Source organism: Pseudarthrobacter sulfonivorans, from assembly GCF_014712225.1.
GTDB lineage: Bacteria > Actinomycetota > Actinomycetes > Actinomycetales > Micrococcaceae > Arthrobacter > Arthrobacter sulfonivorans.
Map to the genome: position 1 here is coordinate 188853 of NZ_JACXBW010000006.1, position 22403 is coordinate 211255.

The window sequence follows — 22403 nt, forward strand, 5'->3', positions numbered from 1 at the left end:
GCCTACCCCCTCCCAATGAAGTCCGGCATCGGGGCCACCGAACGGGCGACCACCAGAACGGGTGCGCGGATTTCTCCGAACAGTTGCTCCTGGTCCGCGCTGGTGACGATGATTTCCCGCGTTCCCAGCTGGTCGCGGCGAACCAGCAGCAGGCCCCTGCGGAGCTCAGTGCCCTCGTGCTCGACTTTCGCTGAGTCCGGCGGGATGCCTTTCGACCAGGCAAGCTTCACCGGGGCGCCCGATGGCAGGCCCTCCACGATTACGGTGACCACGTCCCCCGGTTTTCCCAGAGCCGGGTACACGGTGACGCCGGGCTGGCGGACGGTAAGCCCTTCACGGTCCGTGTTGTTCTCGCGCTTGGGGTCCGTGCTGGACGCGTTGACCTCGACGCTGATCTCTGCCGGGCGGGATGTTACGCCTCCGGCCGGCTCACTGTCCGGCATTGAAAACTTCAGCTCGACCTCGCGGCTGGCTCCCGGCTCGAGCGAGTCCATCGGGCACAGTGAGTCGCCGCACCCTCCGGTTGGCTGGAAGGTCACGGGACCTGTAGTGGACACCTTGATGCTGATGCCGGAGGCGGCGGCGGGGCCGTTGTTGGTGACCTTGGCTTTCGCCGTGGCCGGCCTGCCGCCGGTCCAGCCTTCGTTTTGGCTCAGGGTGAGGTCTACCGCTATGTCCGAGGCCACTTCTCCCGGGGTCCGCGTACCCGTCCGAGACTGGTTGTCTGGCGGGCGTGGGTCAGGGGTTTCAGCAGTGACGGTTGCAGTGGCGATGTGTTCGCCTGCGGCTTCGCCTTTCACCTGTATCTCGATGTTTACAGTGGCGCCCTTTTCCAGCCGCTTGTCGAGCTTGCACTCCACGGATCTTGCTGACACGTCACAACCCTTCGTGGTTGTGCCCACTGCGGTCAGACCATCCGTCGTTTCGAGCAGGAACTTCACCGACGCCGCCGGAGAGGGGCCGTTGTTGACGGCAGAAGCCTTGAGTGTGGCCGTGTCCCCTTTGGATATGGTGACCGGATCCGCGGGCAGTCGGACAGCAAGATCCGCCCATGGTTGAAGGGCGGGCTGTGTTTCCGGGCCGCGGCCCTGGACAACTGTCCGGAGTTTGCTGCCATCGGGGGAAACGGCATAGATTCCGCGATGGTCCGGCTGTCCGGCTGCCTGTCCGGTGAAGTAGATTTCGGCGCCGTCCGGGGACCAGGCAGGGTCTTCCGCTGAAGCAACTTCACCCCGGCTGGCAGTCGGCACGCCTGCCGCATCGAATCCGGTGACGGCGGTTAGGGACGCGGCGGCGTGAGGAACGTCCGGCCCGCCGGCCGCGTCGGCGTCTCTGAGCACTACACCTATAAGCATTCGGCGGTCGGTGACGACCATCCGGGTGCCGTCGGGTGACCAGGCCGGGTGCGCGCCGGTGACCGGGCACGGGGCCGCACACGGCTCGGGGGCTGTCACTGGATTCGCTTGGCCGGTACTGGAATTCAGCACCCACAACTCCGGCGGTGACGTGATCGGCTCACGCAGCGGCTTCAAGGCAAGCAGCGATTGAGTTTGCAGTGCTCCCGCTGTCACAACGGTCGGAGCACTGCTCGGCGAGGAGATGAGGCGGAGGTTGATTACGGGGGGCGGAGGCTGCGGCACAGGGGGCTGCGACGGCACCCCACCCTCCGAAGGACCCCGACTGGGAATGATCTGCTCAAGGATCACGTCAACAGTTTGGGTGTTGTTGTCGATAAACAATTCGTCAGCGTCCTTCGATACGGCGCCGGTGACGGTCCCCTTCCCACTGGTGGCGGACGTAAGGACGATTTTTCTGATAGCAGTGGCCGTCGGGGCGAGTGCCTCGATACGGCACATGACAGCGGTCCCCGAGGATGGACACGGGTCCGCGCAGGGAAGCTTCGTGGAACAGCGTGGGGGCAGGGCCAGAACGCCGTTAGCGGAAAAGGTCAGGGTGCTGGGGCCAGCACCAAGTTCGCCGCGGTTCGTGACCGTAGCCGTGACGGTCACTTCGTGGACCGGTATCTCCGACTCTGATCGGATCCGGGTCTCGGATTTGAGTATCACCTCCAGGTCGGATGCTCCGGTAACGGTCAGCCTTGAGGTTGCTCTGTTGTTCGCGGGGTTGGAGTCCGAAGGTTCCAGCACCTGCGCGGTGATCTCCCAACTGCCAGGGGTGTTCGCGCGCAGTGTCCAGGTTTGAACCGAAGTCGCTCCCGGGCTCAACGTGCCCACCTGGCATCTGAGCTCAGCCTTCCCCTGTTTGCACCCCTCAGGAACTGCCTCTGCGGCCAGGCCCGGCGGGAGCGTGAGGGTGATTTCTGTCGGGTCCGTAGAGACTTTACCGGCATTCGTAATGGTTGCTTCCACTTTGATGTCCTGCCCCACCCGGACAGTCGGGGATGCCTTTAACTCGACTTTGAGATCCGGCGCGTAGCGCCGGTCGACGGCAAGGAATGAGCCGTCCGGGGACCACACCGGGTTCTCTTCTTCATAGCGCACGTCCTCCGGCGGCGCCTCGCTGGCCCGGCGGCTGGGAGCCCGGGCACCTTCATCGCGTTTTGCTTCCAGGTCCACAATCCAGGTGGCCGGGTCGCCGTAGCCCTTTTCCGTCCATGAATATCGGGTGAAGGCAATACGCCGCCCATCCGGGGACCAGACCGGATCAACGTCCACGTCGCGGTCACCGCGCTCATAGTTCAGCGGGCTGGCATTCCCGCCGTCCGCCCGGCCACGGATCAGCTGCCAACCGGCTCCTCTATCGAGCTCCTGGCCCCACACAATCGAAGTTCCGTCCGGAGAATAGGCAGGTCCGGCGTCGTCCAATGCTGCGGCAGCAATGACACGCCGCGCCGAACCGTTGGACGCATTGGCGTCGGAGATATCCGCCGTTGCAGTGTGGCGCGTGTACCCAATGGATGCGTAGTCGCCGTCCATGCCAAGCCAAGCGGCGTGGGACTCGGATGTGCCCGAAACTGCGGCGGCCTGCACAACCCGGGACGGATCAATTCGGAAAGAATCGTCACCGAACACCAGCCCGGCTATCAACACGTCGCCGTGCGGATCATCGCGTGTCGACGTGAAGGCGATCCGGTTGCCGTCGGGAGACCATGCGGGCTCCGATGTGCCATAGCCCTGCGCCGGTGGGGCACCGGCTTCCGTTGCTGAGGGCCAAACCGGAAATACTTCTGGCATCTGAGCACCGGCGGGCGGAAGCTTCAGCGCGGCCAGACTCCCGGCTCGTTCGTACCGGGTAGTGGTGAACGTGACCCAGGTCGGCCCGGACCCTGAATCTGCATCCACGGACTGATACGCCGCCGGCTGTGTGTCCGCATCAGGGCCATCTGTGAGCTGGATGAGTCCGGCCTCTGAAGCTTTGTCAGAAGTTTCGCCCAGGTCCGGAACGGGCAGCTGGAACAGGTCGCCGAGAGAGTCCCGCCGTCCACTGCTGAAGATGATGGAGGACGAGTCCGGTGCCCACGCGGGCCAGGTGTCTGCAGCTTTCGAATCCGTCAGTTGCCGGGCCTGCGAGCATGCCTCCCCTAGCCGAATTATCCAGATATCAAGGTTTCCCTTTCCATCGGAGGCATATGCCAGCATTTTGCCGTCTGGGGAAATCACCGGATGAAACTCGGCCGCGCTGTTGTCGCACGTAATGCGCTGATGACTCGCACCGACGGATTTGGAGACGTACACGTCCCCCTGCGGACTGTCCTTGGTACTGACATAGGCGAACTGGCGGCCACCGTCCCCGGCGGACAGTTCCGCCCTGTACGTGGCGGGATCCTTCTGCTGCTCCCACGGTTTGGGCGCTGACGCACTTGGAAGGGAGACCTGGTATATCTCGGCCCGTCCTTCGGTAAAAGCGACCTGGGGTGCAACCGGCTCGGGGACCCTGACCGCAGTTCCCACCATGCCGGAGGCCGGCCGCGGTAGGGTCCACTCGGGCGGCAACGCCAGCCCCGCGAGCGCGATCGCCCACGCCGCGAGGGACGCTGCCGCCCATCTTGGTTGTTGCACTGGCCCCTCCTGCGCCATCGAACCAGGGGCGAGCCTTCGGCACACCCCTACACCCTAAGGACCACAATGATGCCCGGGACGGCGGTCCGGCACGCGGCGCCGGGCACACGTATGCGTATCCGACCCTGCCCCTTGGGGCAACGGCCTAAATCAATCCCTCCCGCAACGCATACGCCACGGCATGCGAACGGTTACGGAGCTGCAAGCGCGTCGTCACGTCATGGACAACGTTTTTGACTGTCCGCTCCGAATACGCGAGTCTGTGCGCTATTTCGGCCGTGTCCAGGCCGTCGGCCAGCAGGCGAAGTACTTCCACTTCGCGCGGCGCGAGGCCGGTGAACATGATTCCCCGCGGTCCCAAGACATGCCGCTGCAATTTCCCCACCTGGTCCAGGAGCCGTCCAAGCAGATCCGGCGGCACACTGCCCTCGCCGGAAGCGGCCGCCGCGATGACGGAAACCAAACGATCAGGGGTAGCTTCGATGCGGCGGACCAGTCCCACAACCCCGGTTTCGACCGCCTTGACGAGATCGCCGTCGTCCAGGTGGCCCGCAACCAGGACAGCGCGGGACAACCCGGTTCGCTGGACAACGCGGAGCAGCGTCAGCGCGTCGTCGTCCACTGAATCCGTGACCACGACGACGACCCTCGCGTGCTCGGCGTCGTGCACTTTTATCACTCTCACCTCGGGGCGCGCCCGCAGCTCGCTGGCGACGCCAGCTTCCGATATTGGGTCACGTGCGTGGACCCGAACAGTAATAGGTTCCATGAATCCTCCATCGATTCCCAGGGCCGGCGTGGGTTGGCAGTGCATGCCCGCCCTGGTCCGTAGACATGAACATAGCCGTGGGTACTCTTCGTGCAATCAACACCGGCTCAACGGGCAACACGTTTGCCCGTAAGACCGCCCGGCCGATGTGCTGCCACCACCATCTGCGGCCCTAGCCTCGGAATACCTACGAGCGCCGCGGGTCCCCGGACGCTGCTCAGTTTGCGAGGAGAGGCCATGAGCACCACTGCAACTCTGGATTCGCGCCCCATCAGTCTTGAGGCAGGCGCTGAGGCGTTTGTACCACTGCACATACGCAATGACGGAGAAATCGTTGAAGAGTACCGGCTTGAAGTGGTCGGGCCAAGCGGCTCCTGGTCTCAAGTCGTTCCTGGACTGGTCTCTCTGTACCCAGGGCAGGATGCAACGGCGTCGGTGGAGTTCCGGCCGCCCCGGTCCGCAACCGTTCAGGCAGGGGAATTCCTTTATGGGGTCCAGGTTCTCCCGACGGAACATCCAGAAGATGCCGTAGTGCCTGAAGGGGTGGTGAATCTCCTCCCCTTCTACGAAACCACTGCCGAACTCATGCCCCGAACATCGCGGGGAAGATTCGGGGCCCTGCACCGGCTCGCAGTGGACAACCGGGGAAACGTCCCCATCACGGTTACGCTGGCGGGTGCCGACCCAGGGGAAATGCTGAACATAGGCCTGCCCGAGCAGGCACTGACCGTCGAGCCGGGAACGGTCCAGTTCGGCCATGTTCGGATCCGTCCCGTCCGGAAAATCTGGCGCGGCATGTCCGCCACCCACACCTTCGCCGTCACTGCCACACCTGCCGACGGGACCCCGGTTGTCCTGGACGGAACCCACCTGCAAGAGCCGGTGCTTCCTTCGTGGATCGTCAAGGCCATGGTCGCCCTGCTGGTGTTGGCCCTCGGCCTGGCTGCCCTCTGGTACCTGTGGTTCAAGCCTGCGGTCGAGGCGACTGCCAAGGCGGCCGTCCAGGAGTCTGTCACGAAGGCCGATCAGAGCGCTTCGCAAGCTGCAACCAAGGCAACTGAGGCCTCAGCCGGTGCTGCCAATGCAGGGGTGGCAGCACAGTCGGCACAGGATTCGGCCACAAGTGCGGCAACAGATGCAGCCAAGGCAAGTGTGGCCACAGGAGCGGAGCCCCCGCCCGACATTGTCAGTTCCATTGCCAAGCGCCTGGAAGTGACCGCGGCCCCAGGCGCGTCCAGTTCCGCACCCTTCGTTTTCGAGAATCCGGACGGAACCTTGAAGCTGACGGACCTCGTCCTTAACAACCCCCAGGGCGACTTCGGTCGGCTGCGGTTGGAACTTGATGGTGCTGCCCTTCTGGACATGGCCCTGGAAAACTTCCGCGACATGGATTATCACTTCCTGACCCCCGTGAGGGTCACGGCCGGACAGAATCTGAGCCTGACAATGTCTTGCATCCGTGTTGGCGCGCCTCCCGATCAGACCGCACCTGCCCAGTGCAAATCTGCGGCCTTCCTCAGCGGCACCATAACCATTCCGGCCCCACGGTAAGAGACGCACGTGCCTGCCGGACCTGCCCTGAGGGTCGGAGATACATCCCTTTGCCCGCTTTTCGACGGTCCAAAGCCGCATGGTGGCGGTCCGGTCACGCCCGCGGCTGCCACGGTGACCGTGCTCATAGGCGGCATGCCGGCCGCTGTCGCCAACGCTGCCCCCGGTGGAATCCTCTGCGTTTCACCTGCCCCAAACGGAATCGCTTCGGGGAGCCTCACTGTACTGATCGGCGGTTTTCCCGCAGCCCGACTCGGGGACCTCACCCTGCACGGAACACCTATTGCGCCGGGCCCTGGCTGCCCTACTGTCATCATCGGCGGATAAATCCGCATCCCCCGCTAGCGCTGTTCCTTTGGCTCCGCAGACGTCACCGCAGGGGCTTGGGGGCCTGCCGTGGTCGCTGGTGCCTGGGGCTGCGCTGACGACGTGGTGGCCGGCGGCGCCTGCTGCTGCGGCTGCGACGACGCGGCCGGCGCGGGCGCGGGCGCTGACGACGACGTGGCGGCCGGCGCGGGCGCGGGCGCTGACGACGACGTGGCGGCCGGCGCAGGCGCAGGTGCTGACGACGACGTGGCGGCCGGCGCAGGCGCAGGTGCTGACGACGACGTGGCGGCCGGCGCAGGCGCAGGTGCTGACGACGACGTGGCGGCCGGCGCAGGCGCAGGCGACAACGTGGCGGCAGGCGCGGGCGACGACGTGGCTGGCGCTGGCGCAGGCGACGACGACGTGACGGCCGGCGCTGGCGCAGGCGACGACGACGTGACGGCCGGCGCAGGCGACGACGATGCACTGGACGGAGACGCGGTGCTCGTAGGCTCTGCTGTGCTTGTTTCCTTGCCGCCGGTCTCGGGCGGTAGGGGCACAGGGTCTTCATTTTCTCCGCCGGTAACTCCGCGGTTGTCGGCATTCTTTAGCGGGATAGCCCAGACTGGGGCCCGATCAGCCTCGGTACCGCTGCCTGGTTCGAACCTGAAGCGCGGGATTTCATCAAGGCGGTCCAGCTGGGAGACCGGGATTAGGGTCCAGTTAAGCGGATTGGCGTGAATCCCTTTCTCAAGGGTCTCGAAATGGAGATGGCATCCTGTGGACGATCCTGTGGTACCGACGTGCGCAATGACCTCGCCCACCTTTACGGACTCACCCTGTTTAACTGCGGTGGACTCCAGATGGTTGTACGTTGTAATGATCCCGTTACCATGGTCGATTTCCACGCGATTGCCGCCGCCCCAAGCATGCCACCCGACGGCCCGGGCCACGCCCCTGTCGGCTGAATAGACACGGGTCCCGCATGCTGCCCCGAAATCCTGGCCCCAATGAAACTCCCCCGGAGCGCCAGTGAGTGGATTGATTCGAAATCCGAACGGGGAAGACGGGCTGAGAACTTCCAAGGGAGCGAGCAGCTCTCCTTCGTGAGGACGTGCAAGGCCATGGGAGGCAACCGTCGTCCGGCGTGTCCCGTCCGCCCCGATGCTTTCCACGTCCACGCGATCGAAATAAAGGAACCCGGCAGGATCAGCGACCACAGGAGTTCCCTCTTGTGTCGGGGGCGGAGTCACCTCGATTCCGCCAGCCGCTTTGGACGACGTCGGCGCCGTCCGTAGGGACTGCGTTTGGTTCGTCGCACCTGCCGAGTCCATGACAAAAAGGGGAATAACCAACGCGCAGGAGCCGAGCACCGTGAGCATTATTGAGCCAATGAACGTCCTGTGCGGCCGCCGTGGCAAGGTCCGCGCCGTCTCTCGGCCGGACCCAAAGTCTTGTTGGCTGTTGGTCACAGTTTCTCGTCCCATGCCTATGAACCCTTTTAGGCTTTATTTTGGAAGCGCTGAGCTGAAAAAGGGTGCCCAAAAGGGCAGCCAAGAGGGCATTTTGCGGCCAACCGTGCTAGCGGTAGGGCCAGTCAGTTAGGTAGTGGGGCTTGATGTCCGTCGGCTTGCGCGGCGACACACCGTTGAAGGGCGGCTATTTCTTCCGAGCGTCGAACCCGACAGTTTTATTAGACTTCTTATGGCACGAGACGTCCGGGGGCCCGTCCTGTTTCGCCGTGGCTGCAGCAGTGGCTGCAGCATAGGAGCACAGGTAGTCGAGTGTCTCGCGATTTCCGGCGCCGTTCGCGGTGCCAGTCTTCTCTACGCGGTCAAGGATTAATATCGCTTCACTGCAACTTAGCCCTGAGATCTTCTCGTAGCGATACCTGAAGCCGAAACAACCTACCTGCACTACCTTGTCAGCGGTCAGTTTAAGAGACGTGATGACTTTAGCCGTTTGCTGGAATTCGGGGGATGCTGAGAACTCTTTCGCTGCCTTGAGGAGCCCCTGTTGATCCCCTGGTCTTAGCTGTTTCAGCGGTACGCTGCCGCCAAACTGGAGATAATATCCGCCATGCCTGACCTCGACGGATGCGTTGCCAAGGGGTTGGCTGCTACTTGGCGTCGTGATGGCATAAAGCGCCGTTTGTGCTCCAGATTCCTGCCCGGATGAGCCCTGCACCACCAGTTCGACGTTCTCCCCGTCAGGTCCTTTTACACCTGGAACAGAAGCCCGGAACCCCGTGTCGATTCCCCCGGACACGGTCCGATCCGCCACGCCAGGCACTTTATCTTTCAGCGTGGCACGTGTCGCCCCCGACTCGTCCTGGATCACGTAATCGTCGCCATCGCCCGACGATTTCGTTGTGACGCGCCAATTCGGCGGATAACTGAAGCTGAGCGATCCGTCAGGTGTGGCATAGACCAGATCTACCGGCGCTGGTGTCACGGTGGACGTGGACGTCGCGGTCGGCGCGGGAGTTGTAGGGGTGGCTGGAGGGCTCGATCCCGAGGGCTCGGGGCTACTGCTAATCGACGCAGAAGGCGAGTTTTCGGCTGCCGTTTCCAATGAAGCCGGGCCGCTGATTGGGGTGTTCCCGCAGGCAGTCAGCAATAAAATTAGCGCCGTTCCGGCAGCCGCAACGATGGATCTCACCGTGACTCCCTCCTGGAGCGCCAATACCCGAAGTACCGCCGGACCGGCTCATCAACGTACAACGGTCGAATCCCGCATAGTCTGCGTATTTTGGCACTGCAAGATGGCCGAAACAAGGGGTCACTAGCTGAATGCCACATGTCGGCACGGGCGCCCGACGGGAAGTGCAGGCGTCAGGCCCCTAATCGTCCAGAGCGCTCGAGGAGACAGTGTCCGCCGTCTCCTCTGCTTCTGCAGCGGCCAGCGCATAGGACACCGAGACCCTGCGGTAGACCGGGGTCAGAAAGGCCAGCAGGGCGGCCGCGACCATGATGAGTCCGGCCACCAGGAACACCAGCGCGATGCCCCGGGAGGTGCCCTCGCCCAGCAGCGGGGACAGCTGGGCCCCGCCCTCCGGTGACCGGGCATACGGAATGATCCAGAACTGGGCGAGCGGCGCGATGACGAACGCGGTGATCGGCGCTGCCGCGGACTCGAAAGCCATCGCGAACCCGAACACCCGGCCCTGCCGCGGCAGGGGCACCACCCGCTGGATGACCGTCTGCTCCGCGGCCTCCACGAAAGGAACCAGGACCAGGTAAAGCCAGATGCCCGCGATATACAGCCATCCCCATTCCCGCAATGTGAACACCGCGCCGAGGACCCCCATCAGGATCACCGCGAGGAGCATGCTGCGCAACGGGTTGGACCCGAGCCCGAACTTGCCGATCAGCGCACCGCCCACGATGAATCCGGTGGCGGCAAGCGCGAAGTAGGTCCCCCACAGCTCCACCGGGAACATCTCCAGACCGTAGGGGTCCATCAGCGCCATGTAGACGCCGCCGATGAAGTTGTTGAAGGTGGAGAACAGGATCAGGGCGAACAGTCCGGCGATGGCGAGCACGGCCGCGAGGGAGCCGCGCAGGTCGAAGCTGCCGTGCGCGTCCGTGGCCGCCGCGCGCACTTCCTCGGGCATGCGGAGCGTGAGAAGGTGCGCGAAGGCCAGCGCCGTCAGGACAAGGGCGACAACGATCGTCCAGCCCATTCCCAGCAGCCCCACCGACAACCCGGAGAGCACCGAAGTGACGATGAACATCAGTCCCTGCACCATGCCCACCAGCCCGTTGGCGTTGGCCCGCCGGTCCGGCTCGATGAGAATGGTGACGGTTGTGGAGAGGGCGATGTTTCGCATGTTTTCCACCACGGCACCGACCAGGATGATCAGGGTGAAGATCCAGAACCACGGCCGGGTCAGGTCCAACAGCGAGTCCGCCGGTGTCAGCAGGAACATCACCCCGGACAGCACGAACATCACCAGGGTGAAACCCGCGGCGAAGCGCATCACCGCCAGCTTGCGGTAGCGGTCAACGAAGGTGCCGAAGCTGATGCTGGAGAGGGCGATCAACAGCATGTAAACGCCACCCACCACACCGGTGGCGATCACGTTGCGCGTCCCCAGGTAGACCCAGAACGTCAGGGCAAACCACAGGTAGCTGGTGGTGATGTTGGCCAGGGCAGTGTTCAGCAGGATCCCGGCGAACGTGCGGGACCGCTGTGCCGCACTGCGCAAGGACGTGTCGACGGCGTCGGGAACGGCAGCGGCCCCGGGAAAGGCCGGTTCCTGCTCGGTCATGCGACCCAGTCTACTGACTACTGGCTCGCGTGGGCACGGTCCGGCTGCGAGGAAAATCCCGGCGAGCAACTGGCCCGGCACCAGGCCGTAGCTCGCCGGCGTGGCCGGTGACGTACATTGTGTGGTCACTTTGGCTGGTGGCAGTCGGCGTGTTCCTGCTGCTCTGAATCAATCCGCCAAGGTGCCCGGCGGACCGCTGAGGACGGTGGGGACGTACTCAAGCAGCTGGATCCGGCCGTCGAAGGTCCTGCTGTCCACCATCTCGAGCGCGACGTCCGGATAGCCGTCGTAGATACGCTCACGTCCGGTGCGGCCGGTGATCACGGGGAAAACGACCAACCGGAACCTGTCCACCAGGCCGGCCGTCAGCAACGATCGGGCCAGGCTAAGGCTGCCAAGGGTGCTCAGCGGGCCGGTGCCGGTCCGTTTCATTTCCGTCACGGCCTCCACCGCGTTGCGGGTGACCAGTTCGGAATTCGGCCATGTCAAGGGCGCTTGCAGTGTGGAGGAGAAGACAATCTTGGGCACTGCGGTGAGGCCGGTCAGGCTGGCCCCCTCATTCTCGGAGTAGCCGGACCCCTCCGCCGCGGCTTCCCCCGACATGCCGGACATCAACCGGTAAGTGTTCGCCCCCAGAAGGAAGGTATAACCTTTCTCCCCTTCCTCTTCGAGCCACGCCAGGTACTCCGGCCCTTCCAGGCCCCACCAGCCGGGCCATCCTTCGGCGGAGGCATAGCCGTCCAGGGAGATGATCAGGTCCACCATCAGCTGTGCCGATGACGCCTCCGCAGTTGTCTCGCTCATGGCTGTCTCCCCGATCTGATCAACGTCAGTTTCCGCTGGGCCGCGTGCCGGACATGCTAACCCCGGAGCATTCGGACGTTCAAGGGTTCGAGTTTGGGAGAATGATGCCATGGCGAAGAGCTCAAGCACGACCGGCACCAAGGTCACGATCTACGACATCGCAGAAATTGCCGGCGTCAACCCCTCCACCGTGTCCCGGGCACTGGGAAAACCGGAGCGGGTCAGCGCCAAAACGAGGAAACTCGTGGAGGAGGCGGCCGCGGAGCTCAACTTCAGGGCCAATCCACTCGCCCGTGCGCTGCTGACGGGCCGCACGGGCACCGTCGGACTCATCGTCGCGGACATCACCAACCCCAGCTATTTCGACATGATCCGCGGCGCCCAGTCCGCCGCTGCCGCGAATGGCATGACCCTGGTGCTGGCGGAGTCGGCCGAGTCGGCGTCAACGGAATTGCTGGTTGCCCAGCGGATCCAGCCCTCCACCGACGGCATCATTCTGGCCAGCCCCCGCATGTCCGATCCGGAGATCCGGGCACTCAACACCACGAAGCCCGTCGCTGTCATCAACCGCAGCGTTGAAGGTGTCGATTCCGTGGTCCCGGACGTCGAACCCGGCATCTCCGAAGCGGTTCGGCACCTTGCCTCCGGCGGCCACCAGAGGATCGCTTTCCTGAGCGGACCTGACACCTCCTGGGTTTCGGACCGCCGTTGGGAAAGCCTGCGGTCAGCCTGTGAATGGACAGGGCGCGAGGCTCTGCTCATTCCCACGACGGAACCCACCACCGAGGGTGGCCGGCGTGCGGCGAGGAATGTGATCGCCTCGGGTGCCACCGCCGCGCTGTGCTACAACGATGTCCTGGCCATCGGGCTGATGAGGGAACTGCAGGCAGCGAAAGTGAAGATACCGGACGAATTCAGCGTGATCGGCTTCGACAACATTTTTGGGTCAGACTTCACGACCCCGGCGCTGACAACTATTGCCTCGCCCTTCAGCGAAGCCGGCACCGCGGCACTGTCCTTGATTCTGGCGGCCCTTCCAAGTGCCGAGACGGGCTTGCTGCCGGCGGAGCCGCCGGGACGTGCGGCCCTGCCGACCAGCCTGATCGTGCGCGGTTCCAGCGGCCGGCTCCTTGCCACGTGACCGCGCCCGAACGGCCCAGCGGCTCATGCCCTCCCCGGGGCGGCTTCCAGATAGCTTTTACCGGTCTGGCTGGGACCTCCGATCGTTGCTAGCGTGGCGTCATGAACCCCTCAAAGACCCCGGCCGAGATCCTCACCATCGCCGGTTCCGAGGTTCGCATCTCGAGTCCGGACAAGGTGGTGTTCCCCGAGCCGGGGCTCACGAAACTTGACCTGGTTCGCTATTATCTCGCCGTCGCGGACGGTGCGCTGCGCGGCGCCGGCGGCCGCCCCATGGTACTTAAACGCTTTCCCAAGGGCATCGACGGCGAGCCGTTCTTCCAAAAGCGGGTGCCCGAAAACCGCCCTGACTTTATCGATACGGCGACCCTGCACTACGCGTCCGGCACGTCAGCTGAGGAAGCCGTTATCCGGGACACCGCCGGGCTCGCATGGGTGGTGAATCTTGGCTGTTTGGACCTGAACCCGCACCCGGTACGCGCCGAGGACCTGGAGCGCCCCGACGAGCTCCGGGTCGACCTCGACCCGATGCCGGGAGTCGACTGGAGCCAGATCGTGGACGTCGCGTACGTCGCACAGGAAGTGCTCGACGACGTCGGACTCGTTGGGTGGCCCAAGACGAGCGGGTCGCGGGGGCTCCACGTCCTGGTGCGGATCGCGCCGCAGTGGTCGTACCGCGACGTGCGTCTGGCCGCCGAGACCCTCGCCCGCGAGGTCGAGAACCGGGCCCCCGGCCTCGCCACCGCCCGGTGGTGGAAGGAGGAGCGTGGCGAGAGTGTGTTTGTCGACTTCAACCAGAACGCAAAGGACCGCACCGTGGCGTCCGCCTACTCGGTGCGGCCGCTGCCCGATGCCCGGGTCTCCACGCCGCTCACCTGGGACGAGGTCCGTTCCGCCCGCCCGGAACAGTTCACCGTGCGAACAGTGCCGGGGCGCTTCGCCGATCTGGGCGATCCACACAACGGAATCGACGACGCCGCCGGCACCCTCGACGGGCTCCTCGCCCTGGCCAAGGAACTCGGCCCCGCCGAGAAAGCGCCGCGCGCCGGCGACGGTTCCGGTCGCCGGCAGTCGGTGATGCCGCTCGTCGAGGTGGCCCGCACGAAGACCAAGCCCGAAGCTCTCGCGGCGCTCGACCAGTGGAAGATTCGGCATGCTGATGTCGTTCCGGCCCTGCATCCCGCCGATGTGCTCGTGGACGGGATGCGCGGATCGAGTTCGCTCTGGTACCGGGTGCGGGTGAACCTCCAGCACATCCCCGAGACGGAGCGTCCGCCGCAGGAGGAGCTCATTGCCGACTACGATCCCTGGGCCGGGAAGGAATGGCCGGGGCGGCCGGGTCCCGACGGATCCGCGCCGCTGTGATTCTCCCGCTGTATGGTTTAGCGTTTCTCCATGAATGAGCCGCACTCCCTGGCGGTGGTGGTTGCCCATCCCGATGACGATGCATACGGCTGCGCGGGCTCGATTGCCCTGCACGAGAATGACCCGGGGTTCAGGTTCTGCCTGGTGCTCGCCACCGACGGCGGAGCCGGGCAGATCGCGGCGGGGATCCCGACGACGTCCCATGAGTTGGGTGCCTGGCGTCGCCGTGAGAGCGCCAACGCGTGGCGGGCCCACGGCAGAATCCCCGACCGGCACGAATGGCTGGACTACGCCGACGGGCAGGTGGCGGAGGTGGATTTCGAGGAACTGGTCGGCAGGATCCTGGCGGTCCTGCTTGAGGAACGGCCCCAGGTAGTGGCGACGTTCGGGCCTGACGGAATCACCGGGCACCGTGACCATATCGCCGTCGGCAAGGCCACCGATGAAGCGTTCCACCGGGCACGGCAGACGCCGGGCCCGGGCTTGCGCCGCCTGGTGCACGGTGCCATGCGCGCCTCCACGTTTGAACGGTGGAACCTCAGGCGGCAACGGCAGGGGCTGGCGCCGTGGGATCCAACCGTTGAATACCACCTGCGGCCGGTGCCTGATGAGTGGATAGACATCGAGGTGGACACCCGCCAGGTCGCGCACCGGGTTGTTGCGGGCCTGTTGGAGCACAAATCCCAGCGGGACGTCCTGGTGGACCCTGGCATGGATGAGCGCCGCTGGGCCAGGATGGCGTCCCGGGAATCAACGGTCATGGCGTGGCCCGGCCGGCCTCCGGGCAGTCCGGTGCTGACGGACCTCTTTGAAGGGCTTTGAACCCATCATCGGACGAATGCCCCTCCCCCTGATGGGCCAGGAGTGGGACCATACAGGGATGGCACCCATACAGCGCATCCGCCCCCAGGGGCTCGTCTCCAGCCCGGCCTTCAGCCACGTCGCCATCGTGCCGCCGGGCGCGACCACCATCTACGTCGGCGGCCAGAACGCCGTTGATACCGACGGCTCGCTCGTCGGAGCGGGCGACGCCGCCGTGCAGTCAGCCCGCGCCCTCGCGAACGCCAAGACCGCGCTCGCAGCGGCTGGCGCGACCCTCGGCGACGTCGTGCAGTGGACTGTCCTCTTTGTCGACGGCGCCGACCTCGCGGCAGGGTACGGGGCGATCGCCTCGGAGCTTGCGTCCGAAGAGCCTGCCCTGGTGACCGCGGCGCGGGTTGCCGGGCAGGGGGTGCCCGGCGCGCTGGTCGAGATCAGTGCCGTGGCTGCGGTGGTGCGGTGATGCGACTCCATTCATCGCTGGCGCACAGCCTGGACAGGCAGCTGGCCCAGGGCCCGGAAGACTGGGAGCAGACGTTCCGTCAGATGGCCCTGTTTGACCTCGCAGAGGACATCAAGTTCGGCTTCTTTCTTGCCTACTACCGGAACTTCGCCATCCCGTCCGGTTCAGCGACGCTCGTGAGGAACGGGGAAATACCCGCCCGGCCTATGAAGCGGTCCATCGACACCGGCCTTGTTATCTACGAACTCATCGCCTGCGGCCTGGACTCGGAACGCGGCAGGCAAATGACGGCGCTGCTCAACCGCGTGCACCGGCACGTTCCAGGCAGCCAGGAGGATTTCCTTTACGTGCTCATGACCCTCTTGGTAGTTCCGATCCGGTGGACCGGCCGTTACGGCTGGCGCAAACCGACGCCGACCGAAAGAGACGCCGCAACACGCTTCTTCCGCGAACTGGGTGAGAGAATCCATATCGCGGACATTCCCGTCACGTTCGAGGCGGCCGAGAAGTTTTTCGACGACTACGAACGCCGCAGGGTGGCGCCAAGCAGTGCTGGCAAGACGCTGATGGGCGCCACCGTACAGGTATTTCAAAGCATGCAGCCAAAGCTCCTCCATCCGGTCACGGAACGCATGATCGCGACAATGCTCGATGACGCACACCTTGCCGCGGCGCTGGGACTCCCCCGAAGCACCTGGTGGTCACGCCTCGGCCTCAATGCCGGCCTGGGCGTGCGCAACGCCATCCGGCGCCGCACTCCCCTGAGTGCGGTTCCCAGCTTCATCCCCGGACAGGCCGCCCCGCCGGTCTACGCCGAGGGCTACAGCTTGGCCGATGTTGGTCCGATTAACGTGATGGGACCCCGGGGCCGCAGAGGGGTTTGAGTGCCGACAGGAGTCGACGCCGAACTTCGTCATGCCGCGCAGCGACAGCGGCCGGCACAAATGGCCTTACGCCCGTAACGGGCCAGTAACGCCCAGGCGTTAGGTTTCAGTCATCGGCGCCGTGCTCGGACTCGTGTAAGGCTACGCCGTCGGATTTGTCAGCCTGGTGCTAAAGAAAAGTCCTTTGAGCGAGTGGTCAAAATGCTTCTTCAAACAGCACGATTCAGCCGTATTACAACGTCAGCAGGACTCGTCGCCGGTGCAGTCGGCATGCTCACCGGAATGGCTCTCACGCCGTGGGAGCCCGAAGACAGCGCTGCAAGTATGATTCAGACCATCAGCGCCCATCCGGTCCAAGGCGAGGTTGCCCCACTCTTCCTTCATTACGGTTTGGTCTGCCTGTCAATCTCAGTGCTGGGACTGCTGACAATGGTTCGCCACCGGGCGGTCGTCTGGGGCCGTTCGGCCGGACTGCTGGCATTTGTTGGCCTCGCCAACCTCAGCGGCATGCTTCTTGTTGACTGGTTCGCCATCGCACTTGGCCAATCCGGGCTGCCCATTGAAGACGCAGTCGGGATCTTGGAGAGGTCGGCAACACCGATCAACATGGTCGCCTGGCAGATTCCGGGGCTCATCGGTGTTTACCTCGGACTTCCCTTGTTCCTCCTGGCGCTCTGGCGCAACGGCTTCATTCCGTGGTGGCCAGCAGTGGCCGTAGTGGCATTCATCATCGCGTCGGTAATCCTGCCGCCCACACTGGCATCCAGCATCCTCGGCGCACTGCCCTATGCCGCGGCACTATCGTATGTGGGTTGGAAAACGCTCTCGCTGGATGACACTGCCTGGGCCGAAGAGGAGCAACCATCGCCGGCGGAACCCACGTCCTAGCCCCGGAGCCCAGCCAGCCCACGTAAAGATGCGCGGCAGCCGCCGCGTGGGATCACCCGCGCCCGACGGCGGCAGCCAAGTGCCGCCGTCGGGCGCCAGTTCCGTTGCCGCAGGCAAATATCCGCCCGCCTCTGGACCTTTGGGCGGCGCCCAATCAGACTGGCTACAACAGCTGGCCCGGCAGGGAGGAACCACCCGCATTTTGACCGGTCGGGAACCGACAGCTGCAGTCTTGGGGCTTTACCGCGATGCCTGTTCCACACCCTTGAAAGGACCTGGTCATGCCGGACTTCTCAGCATTCTTCCCGCTTATTTCCATCATCTTGGGGGTGCTGTTTGCCGTCGGTTTTGTCTGGGTGGCAACAAAACTGATGTGGAAGGTTGCTGAACCCAATGAAGCCCTCATCATCTCCGGATTAACGCGTGGCACCCTTGAAACCCGGGCCGGGATGGATTTCAAAATCGTCACGGGCAAGGGTGCACTGGTCCTTCCCGGCCTGCAAACGGTGCGGACGCTGTCGCTCACCCTGAACGAAACTGAGCTCAAAGTGTCCTGTGTCACCTCCCAGGGCATCCAAGTAGTCGTAGAGGGTGTGGTCATTTACAAGATCGGGGACGCCCCGCCCTTTATTGCCAACGCGGCGCGGCGCTTCCTGGGGCAGCAGCCCAAGATGGAAAGCCAGGTGTACAACGTTTTTGAGGGCCACCTGCGCTCCATCATCGGCAGCATGACCATGGAGGAAATCATCCGCGAGCGGGACAAGCTCGGGTCGCAGGTCCGCAGCGCCAGCGGCGTGGAGATGGAAAAACTGGGGCTCGTGGTGGACTCGCTGCAGATCAAGGACCTGCAGGACCCCACGGGGTACATCCAGAACATCGCAAAGCCGCACATTGCGCAGGTGAAGATGGAGGCCCGCATCGCCGAGGCCACCCGCAACCGTGAGGCGGCCGAGAAGGAAGCGGAGGCGGCGGCGCTGATCGCAGACGCGCAGAGCGTTTCGGCCATCAGGCAGTCGGTGGCGCAGGCCAACGCCGAGCGGGCCAAGGCCAACGCTGCCCAGGCCGGCCCGCTGGCCGACGCCACCGCGCGGCAGCAGGTGGTGGTCCAGGAAACCGAAGTCGCCAAGCTCGAGGCGGACCGGGAAGAGCAGAAGCTCCAGACCACTGTCCGGAAGCCAGCAGACGCGAAAGCCTACGCCAAACGAACCGACGCGGAAGGCCAGAAAGCGGCGGACATCAGCGCCGCCGAGGCACTGGCACGGCGCACCGAACTTGAGGCCCAGGCCAACGCCCGCCGGACGGAACTGCAGGCACAGGCGAACGCCACCGCCGCGGCTGCCGCTGCCGGAGCCACCAAGGTCACCGGCGAGGCCGAAGCCGCGGCCACCAAGGCCAAGGGTGATGCTGCGGCCTCCGCCATCAAAGCCAAGGCGCTGGCAGAGGCTGACGGCATCAAAGCGCGGGCCGAAGCGTTGGGGACCAACCAGGACGCGGTGATTTCACAGCAGCTCGCCGAGAACATGCCCGCCATCATCGCCGCTGCGGCCGAACCGTTCTCGCACGTAGGCCAGATGACCGTCCTGAACGGCGGCGAAGGCGTCAACAAGATGCTTGGCGGAATCCTCGCCCAGGTGGGCGACTACCTTCCTGCCCTGGCGTCGGCGCTCAAGAAAGGCCCAGAAGCCAAGCGACCGCCCGAGGCTCCCGGCGCGTAGGGATACCGCATGCACAGGGAGGTTGACCGGAGCCTGACAGGCAAGATCGGTCGGGTGACGGGACGCATCGGGCCGGGCACCATCGGCGAAGTTATGCTGCCTTACCTCGGGGGCACCATGGCCTTCCATGCTCACCCGTTCGACAAGACGAGCGGCTTCGCAGTGGGTGATGAGGTGCTGGTGATCTACTTCGAGCCGCCGCAAACGGTGTACGTGGACGAACTTCCGGACGTGTTGCGGCACTGGGAATAAGGCACTGCCACCGGGATCCGGGGCTTTCGTCCCTGTTGCAGCAACGGTCCGTGCAGGTCTACTGGATGGACACAACGACCACGGCATTCTCGGCACGGGATGAACATGACCGGCATCAGCATCCTCGGCACGGACACATGACCCGTGCGATGGTGGAAAGCCTCGGACCCGGCGGGCTCAGGCCTATCGACGTCGGCCCGCTCCGGGGGGCGGGCGAACTTAAAGCCATCATGCTGGTTGTCATGGGTCTGCAGGTCAGCCCTGAGCATCAACACATTAATTGGGACACTGCACTCCGGATCTTTCCGTGAGCAAGGTCTAACGGCTAGGAGCAGGACATGAATTCTTTGGGTCCTGTTCCGGAGCGGGGCGACGCCACGGGTCTCGTTGTTGATCTCAACCAGTTGGCTTCCGCATCGCTGGCCACAGTGGGCGGCAAGGCCCTCAACCTCGGCCGCCTCGCCGCCGCGGACTTTCCGGTTCCGCCGGGTTTCTGCCTGACCACGGCCGGCTACCGGAAGGCCGCACCCGCGGAAATGGACGTCATCGCCGCCCGGCTGGACGGGGCCGAAAACCTGGACGGCGTAAGCGGACTGCAGGATTTGGACCCGAACCGGCTCGCGGGGCGTGGCCGCGGGACGATGGCAGCAGCGCCGGTACCGCCCGAGGTCGAGTCCGCTATCCGGGATGCCTACGCTGCGCTCGGCGGCGGCCCGGTGGCGGTGCGTTCGTCCGCCACCGCCGAAGACCTGCCTTTTGCCAGCTTCGCAGGCCAGCAGGACTCCTTCATGGACGTGGTCGGAGCCGACGCCGTCGTTGAGTCCGTCCGGCGCTGCTGGGCCTCCCTCTGGACGGACCGGGCGGTGGCCTACCGCACAACGAACGGGATCGGGCACCGGGAGGTGAGCCTCGCCGTCGTCGTCCAACAGATGGTCTACGCTGGTGCGGCGGGCGTGCTGTTCACCGCCAATCCGGTGACCGGCACCCGGACCGAGACAGTCATTGATGCCAGTCCCGGGCCGGGACAGGCGGTGGTTTCCGGCGCCGTAAACCCGGACCATTTCGAGGTGGAGACGGCATCGGGCCGGATCCTGCACCAGACGCAGGCACAGGGCCGGTCGCCCAGCCTGACCGGGTCGCAGGTTCGCGAACTGACATCCCTCGGTAACGCTGCCCAACGGCTTTTGGGCGCGCCCCAGGACGTGGAATGGGTGATCGACGGTGACGGCAAGGCCTGGCTGACCCAGTCGCGGCCCATCACCACGCTTTACCCGCTGCCCGATGACGATCCGCTTGACGGGCAGACCGGTTCTGACGGCACGGCTGACGCGGCCTCCGGCGCGGATACACGCGTTTACCTGTGCGGCACGCTCCTCCAGGGCCTCACGCGCCCCATTACGCCGATGGGACTCTGCGTGCTGGGCCTCATGAGGGGCAACAAAGGACCCTGGAACTATGTGAACCCGGGATTGCGGATGTACGTCGAGCTGACGCCGCTCATCCGCAACAAATCCGGCCGGAAGGCACTGGCCAGGATGCTGCCGCTCGCAGACGGCAGGTCAGCCGCCGTCTTTCCTGCCCTCCTGGAAGATCCGCGGTTCAGCATTGTCCGGCCTCCCCGGAAAGCATCCGACCGCAAGGGTCACTCCGCCCCTGACCGGACGCACTCCAAGGGCGCTGCATTCACGCAGGGCCTGGGCCAGTTCGTCGGGCTCATTCCCGCCATGGCGCGCGCCCTGCTGTGGCCGGACCGGGAACTGCGGAGCGCGCGGCGGTACCAGGACCGCCTCGCAGCCACGCTGGTCCTCCCCTTGCCCGCCACTGCGGCCAGGCGGCTCCAGCACAGTGAGGGCATCCTGGCCACCTCGATCGACGGGTTGATCCAGGCGACACTGCCTGCGCCGTCCGTGGGGTACCTGATGCTGGCCGCAGCCCGCAGGTTGCTGCGCGGAATCGCCGAGCCGCGTGAACTTGAGGCCGCCCTCCGTGGGCTTCCCCACAACGTGACCACCATTATGGACCTGGAGCTGTGGCACCTGACCGTGCCCTTGGGCAAGGATCCGGAGTCCCGCCGCGCGTTCACGGAACTGACGCCGGAAGACCTCGCTTCCCGCTACAGGACGGGCGTGCTGCCAGCCGCTGCCCAGTCCGGGGTGCAGCAGTTCCTGTCAAAGTACGGCCACCGGGGCGTGGCGGAGATCGACCTGGGGATGCCGCGGTGGTTCGACGAACCGGACCATATCCTCGGAATGATCTCGAACTATCTCCGCGTAGAAAATCCCGAGCAGGCGCCTGACCGTCAATTCGCCAGGGCCGCTGACCACGCGGAAGCACGGATCAAGCAGTTGGTGGAGCGTGCCGGGACAAAGAGCCGGTGGCGGGGGCGCCTGGTGTCGTTGTGTTTGCGCCGGACACGGCAGATTGCCGGCCTGCGGGAGTTCCCCAAGTTCTGTATTGTAATGGTGCTCGCGGAGATGCACCGGCAGCTCGGGGAGGTCGGCGCCGAACTGGTCGGGAATGGAACCATCGACGAGGCCGGTGACGTGTTCTTCCTGGACTTCGACGAATTGCGCGTGGGCCTCCGCGGCGGGGACCTGAAGGGCATCGTCTCCCGGCGCCGTCGGCTGTACGACTTCGAACTCCGGCGGCGGCACGTTCCGCGCCTTCTGCTCTCGGACGGCACCGACGTCGAGGCCGCCGCTATGCCCCACGCGACTCCGGGCGACCACCTGACGGGGACGCCGGCCTCCGCGGGCACCGCCACCGGGAAGGCCCGGGTGATTATGGATCCGGTGGGCGCCCGCCTGGATCCGGGGGAAATTCTGGTGGCCCCCTCCACTGATCCCGGCTGGACGCCTCTCTTCATGACAGCGGGTGCCTTGGTCATGGAAATGGGCGGCGTCATCTCGCACGGGGCCGTGGTGGCCCGCGAGTACGGCATCCCGGCGGTGGTGGGGGTTGCAGATGCCACCACGCGGCTGCGCGATGGCCAGAGCATCACGGTGGACGGGGGCCGCGGGAACTGTTACATGGTGAGGAAGCTCGTGCGTCCATTCGGTTGGTGTCTTCCAGAATCTTCACCAGGGGTGCATCCAAGTACAGCCTCGGGTCGGTAGTAAGGGTGTAAGCACAACCACCGCCCCACAGTGGGCCCC

17 protein-coding genes and 1 pseudogene are annotated in these 22403 nt (G+C 65.0%); 12 read left to right on the forward strand and 6 right to left on the reverse strand.

The features are described from left to right. Nucleotides 1-2: 2 nt before the first annotated feature. A complete protein-coding gene (locus IAQ70_RS09930; protein WP_190989147.1) occupies nucleotides 3-4019 on the reverse strand; it encodes a DUF11 domain-containing protein in 4017 nt (1338 codons plus the stop codon). A 145-nt stretch (nucleotides 4020-4164) separates the two neighbouring features. Continuing rightward, the gene (locus IAQ70_RS09935) at nucleotides 4165-4788 is read right to left on the reverse strand and encodes a response regulator transcription factor (RefSeq protein ID WP_190989148.1); all 624 of its coding nucleotides are present in this window, start codon (nucleotides 4786-4788) and stop codon (nucleotides 4165-4167) included. 237 nt (nucleotides 4789-5025) lie between these two features. Between IAQ70_RS09935 and IAQ70_RS09940 the strand changes: the two genes are divergently transcribed. The 3 genes from IAQ70_RS09940 (at nucleotide 5026) to IAQ70_RS23180 (ending at nucleotide 7386) form a co-directional block, all read left to right on the forward strand. Continuing rightward, on the forward strand, nucleotides 5026-6339 hold the full coding sequence (locus IAQ70_RS09940; protein WP_190989149.1) for a COG1470 family protein: 1314 nt from the start codon (nucleotides 5026-5028) through the stop codon (nucleotides 6337-6339). Between the two features lie 9 nt (nucleotides 6340-6348). Further along, entirely contained in the window at nucleotides 6349-6666 is a 318-nt protein-coding gene (locus tag IAQ70_RS09945; protein ID WP_190989150.1) for a PAAR domain-containing protein, read from the forward strand. A gap of 69 nt (nucleotides 6667-6735) precedes the next feature. Continuing rightward, nucleotides 6736-7386, forward strand: a complete 651-nt coding sequence (locus tag IAQ70_RS23180) for a hypothetical protein (protein ID WP_317983626.1) — start codon at nucleotides 6736-6738, stop codon at nucleotides 7384-7386. A gap of 47 nt (nucleotides 7387-7433) precedes the next feature. On the opposite strand, the pseudogene IAQ70_RS23185 reads toward IAQ70_RS23180, so the two are convergent. From IAQ70_RS23185 to IAQ70_RS09965, 4 genes and pseudogenes are all read right to left on the reverse strand, one after another. Continuing rightward, nucleotides 7434-8132, reverse strand: a pseudogene (locus IAQ70_RS23185) (M23 family metallopeptidase); the annotation flags it as partial. Nucleotides 8133-8304: 172 nt separating this feature from the next. Beyond that, the gene (locus tag IAQ70_RS09955) at nucleotides 8305-9306 is read right to left on the reverse strand and encodes a hypothetical protein (RefSeq protein WP_190989152.1); all 1002 of its coding nucleotides are present in this window, start codon (nucleotides 9304-9306) and stop codon (nucleotides 8305-8307) included. A 181-nt stretch (nucleotides 9307-9487) separates the two neighbouring features. Next, nucleotides 9488-10918, reverse strand: a complete 1431-nt coding sequence (locus IAQ70_RS09960) for an MFS transporter (RefSeq protein WP_190989153.1) — start codon at nucleotides 10916-10918, stop codon at nucleotides 9488-9490. Between the two features lie 168 nt (nucleotides 10919-11086). Next, nucleotides 11087-11722 carry a dihydrofolate reductase family protein gene (locus IAQ70_RS09965; RefSeq protein WP_190989154.1) on the reverse strand — a complete coding sequence of 212 codons (636 nt, stop codon included), beginning with the start codon at nucleotides 11720-11722 and terminating at the stop codon, nucleotides 11087-11089. A 109-nt stretch (nucleotides 11723-11831) separates the two neighbouring features. Here IAQ70_RS09965 and IAQ70_RS09970 point away from each other — a divergent pair, with 109 nt between their 5' ends. From IAQ70_RS09970 to IAQ70_RS10010, 9 genes are all read left to right on the forward strand, one after another. Beyond that, nucleotides 11832-12863, forward strand: a complete 1032-nt coding sequence (locus IAQ70_RS09970; RefSeq protein ID WP_190989155.1) for a LacI family DNA-binding transcriptional regulator — start codon at nucleotides 11832-11834, stop codon at nucleotides 12861-12863. Nucleotides 12864-12964: 101 nt separating this feature from the next. Beyond that, complete coding sequence (gene ligD, locus IAQ70_RS09975; RefSeq protein ID WP_190989156.1) at nucleotides 12965-14227, forward strand: non-homologous end-joining DNA ligase; 1263 nt, start codon at nucleotides 12965-12967, stop codon at nucleotides 14225-14227. Between the two features lie 30 nt (nucleotides 14228-14257). Continuing rightward, complete coding sequence (locus tag IAQ70_RS09980; protein WP_190989157.1) at nucleotides 14258-15049, forward strand: PIG-L deacetylase family protein; 792 nt, start codon at nucleotides 14258-14260, stop codon at nucleotides 15047-15049. A 58-nt stretch (nucleotides 15050-15107) separates the two neighbouring features. Next, nucleotides 15108-15509 (forward strand): Rid family hydrolase, encoded by a 402-nt coding sequence (locus tag IAQ70_RS09985; protein ID WP_190989228.1) that lies wholly within the window; start codon nucleotides 15108-15110, stop codon nucleotides 15507-15509. Further along, a complete protein-coding gene (locus IAQ70_RS09990) occupies nucleotides 15509-16393 on the forward strand; it encodes an oxygenase MpaB family protein (RefSeq protein WP_190989158.1) in 885 nt (294 codons plus the stop codon). Before IAQ70_RS09985 ends, IAQ70_RS09990 begins: the two co-directional genes overlap by 1 nt. A 324-nt stretch (nucleotides 16394-16717) precedes the next feature. After that, entirely contained in the window at nucleotides 16718-17281 is a 564-nt protein-coding gene (locus IAQ70_RS09995; RefSeq protein WP_190989159.1) for a hypothetical protein, read from the forward strand. 281 nt (nucleotides 17282-17562) lie between these two features. Beyond that, a complete protein-coding gene (locus IAQ70_RS10000) occupies nucleotides 17563-18996 on the forward strand; it encodes a flotillin family protein (protein ID WP_190989160.1) in 1434 nt (477 codons plus the stop codon). A gap of 9 nt (nucleotides 18997-19005) precedes the next feature. Then, on the forward strand, nucleotides 19006-19248 hold the full coding sequence (locus tag IAQ70_RS10005) for a hypothetical protein (RefSeq protein WP_190989161.1): 243 nt from the start codon (nucleotides 19006-19008) through the stop codon (nucleotides 19246-19248). A gap of 338 nt (nucleotides 19249-19586) precedes the next feature. Continuing rightward, nucleotides 19587-22364: a PEP/pyruvate-binding domain-containing protein gene (locus IAQ70_RS10010; protein ID WP_190989162.1), complete on the forward strand. Its 2778-nt coding sequence runs from the start codon at nucleotides 19587-19589 to the stop codon at nucleotides 22362-22364. Nucleotides 22365-22403 lie beyond the last annotated feature (39 nt).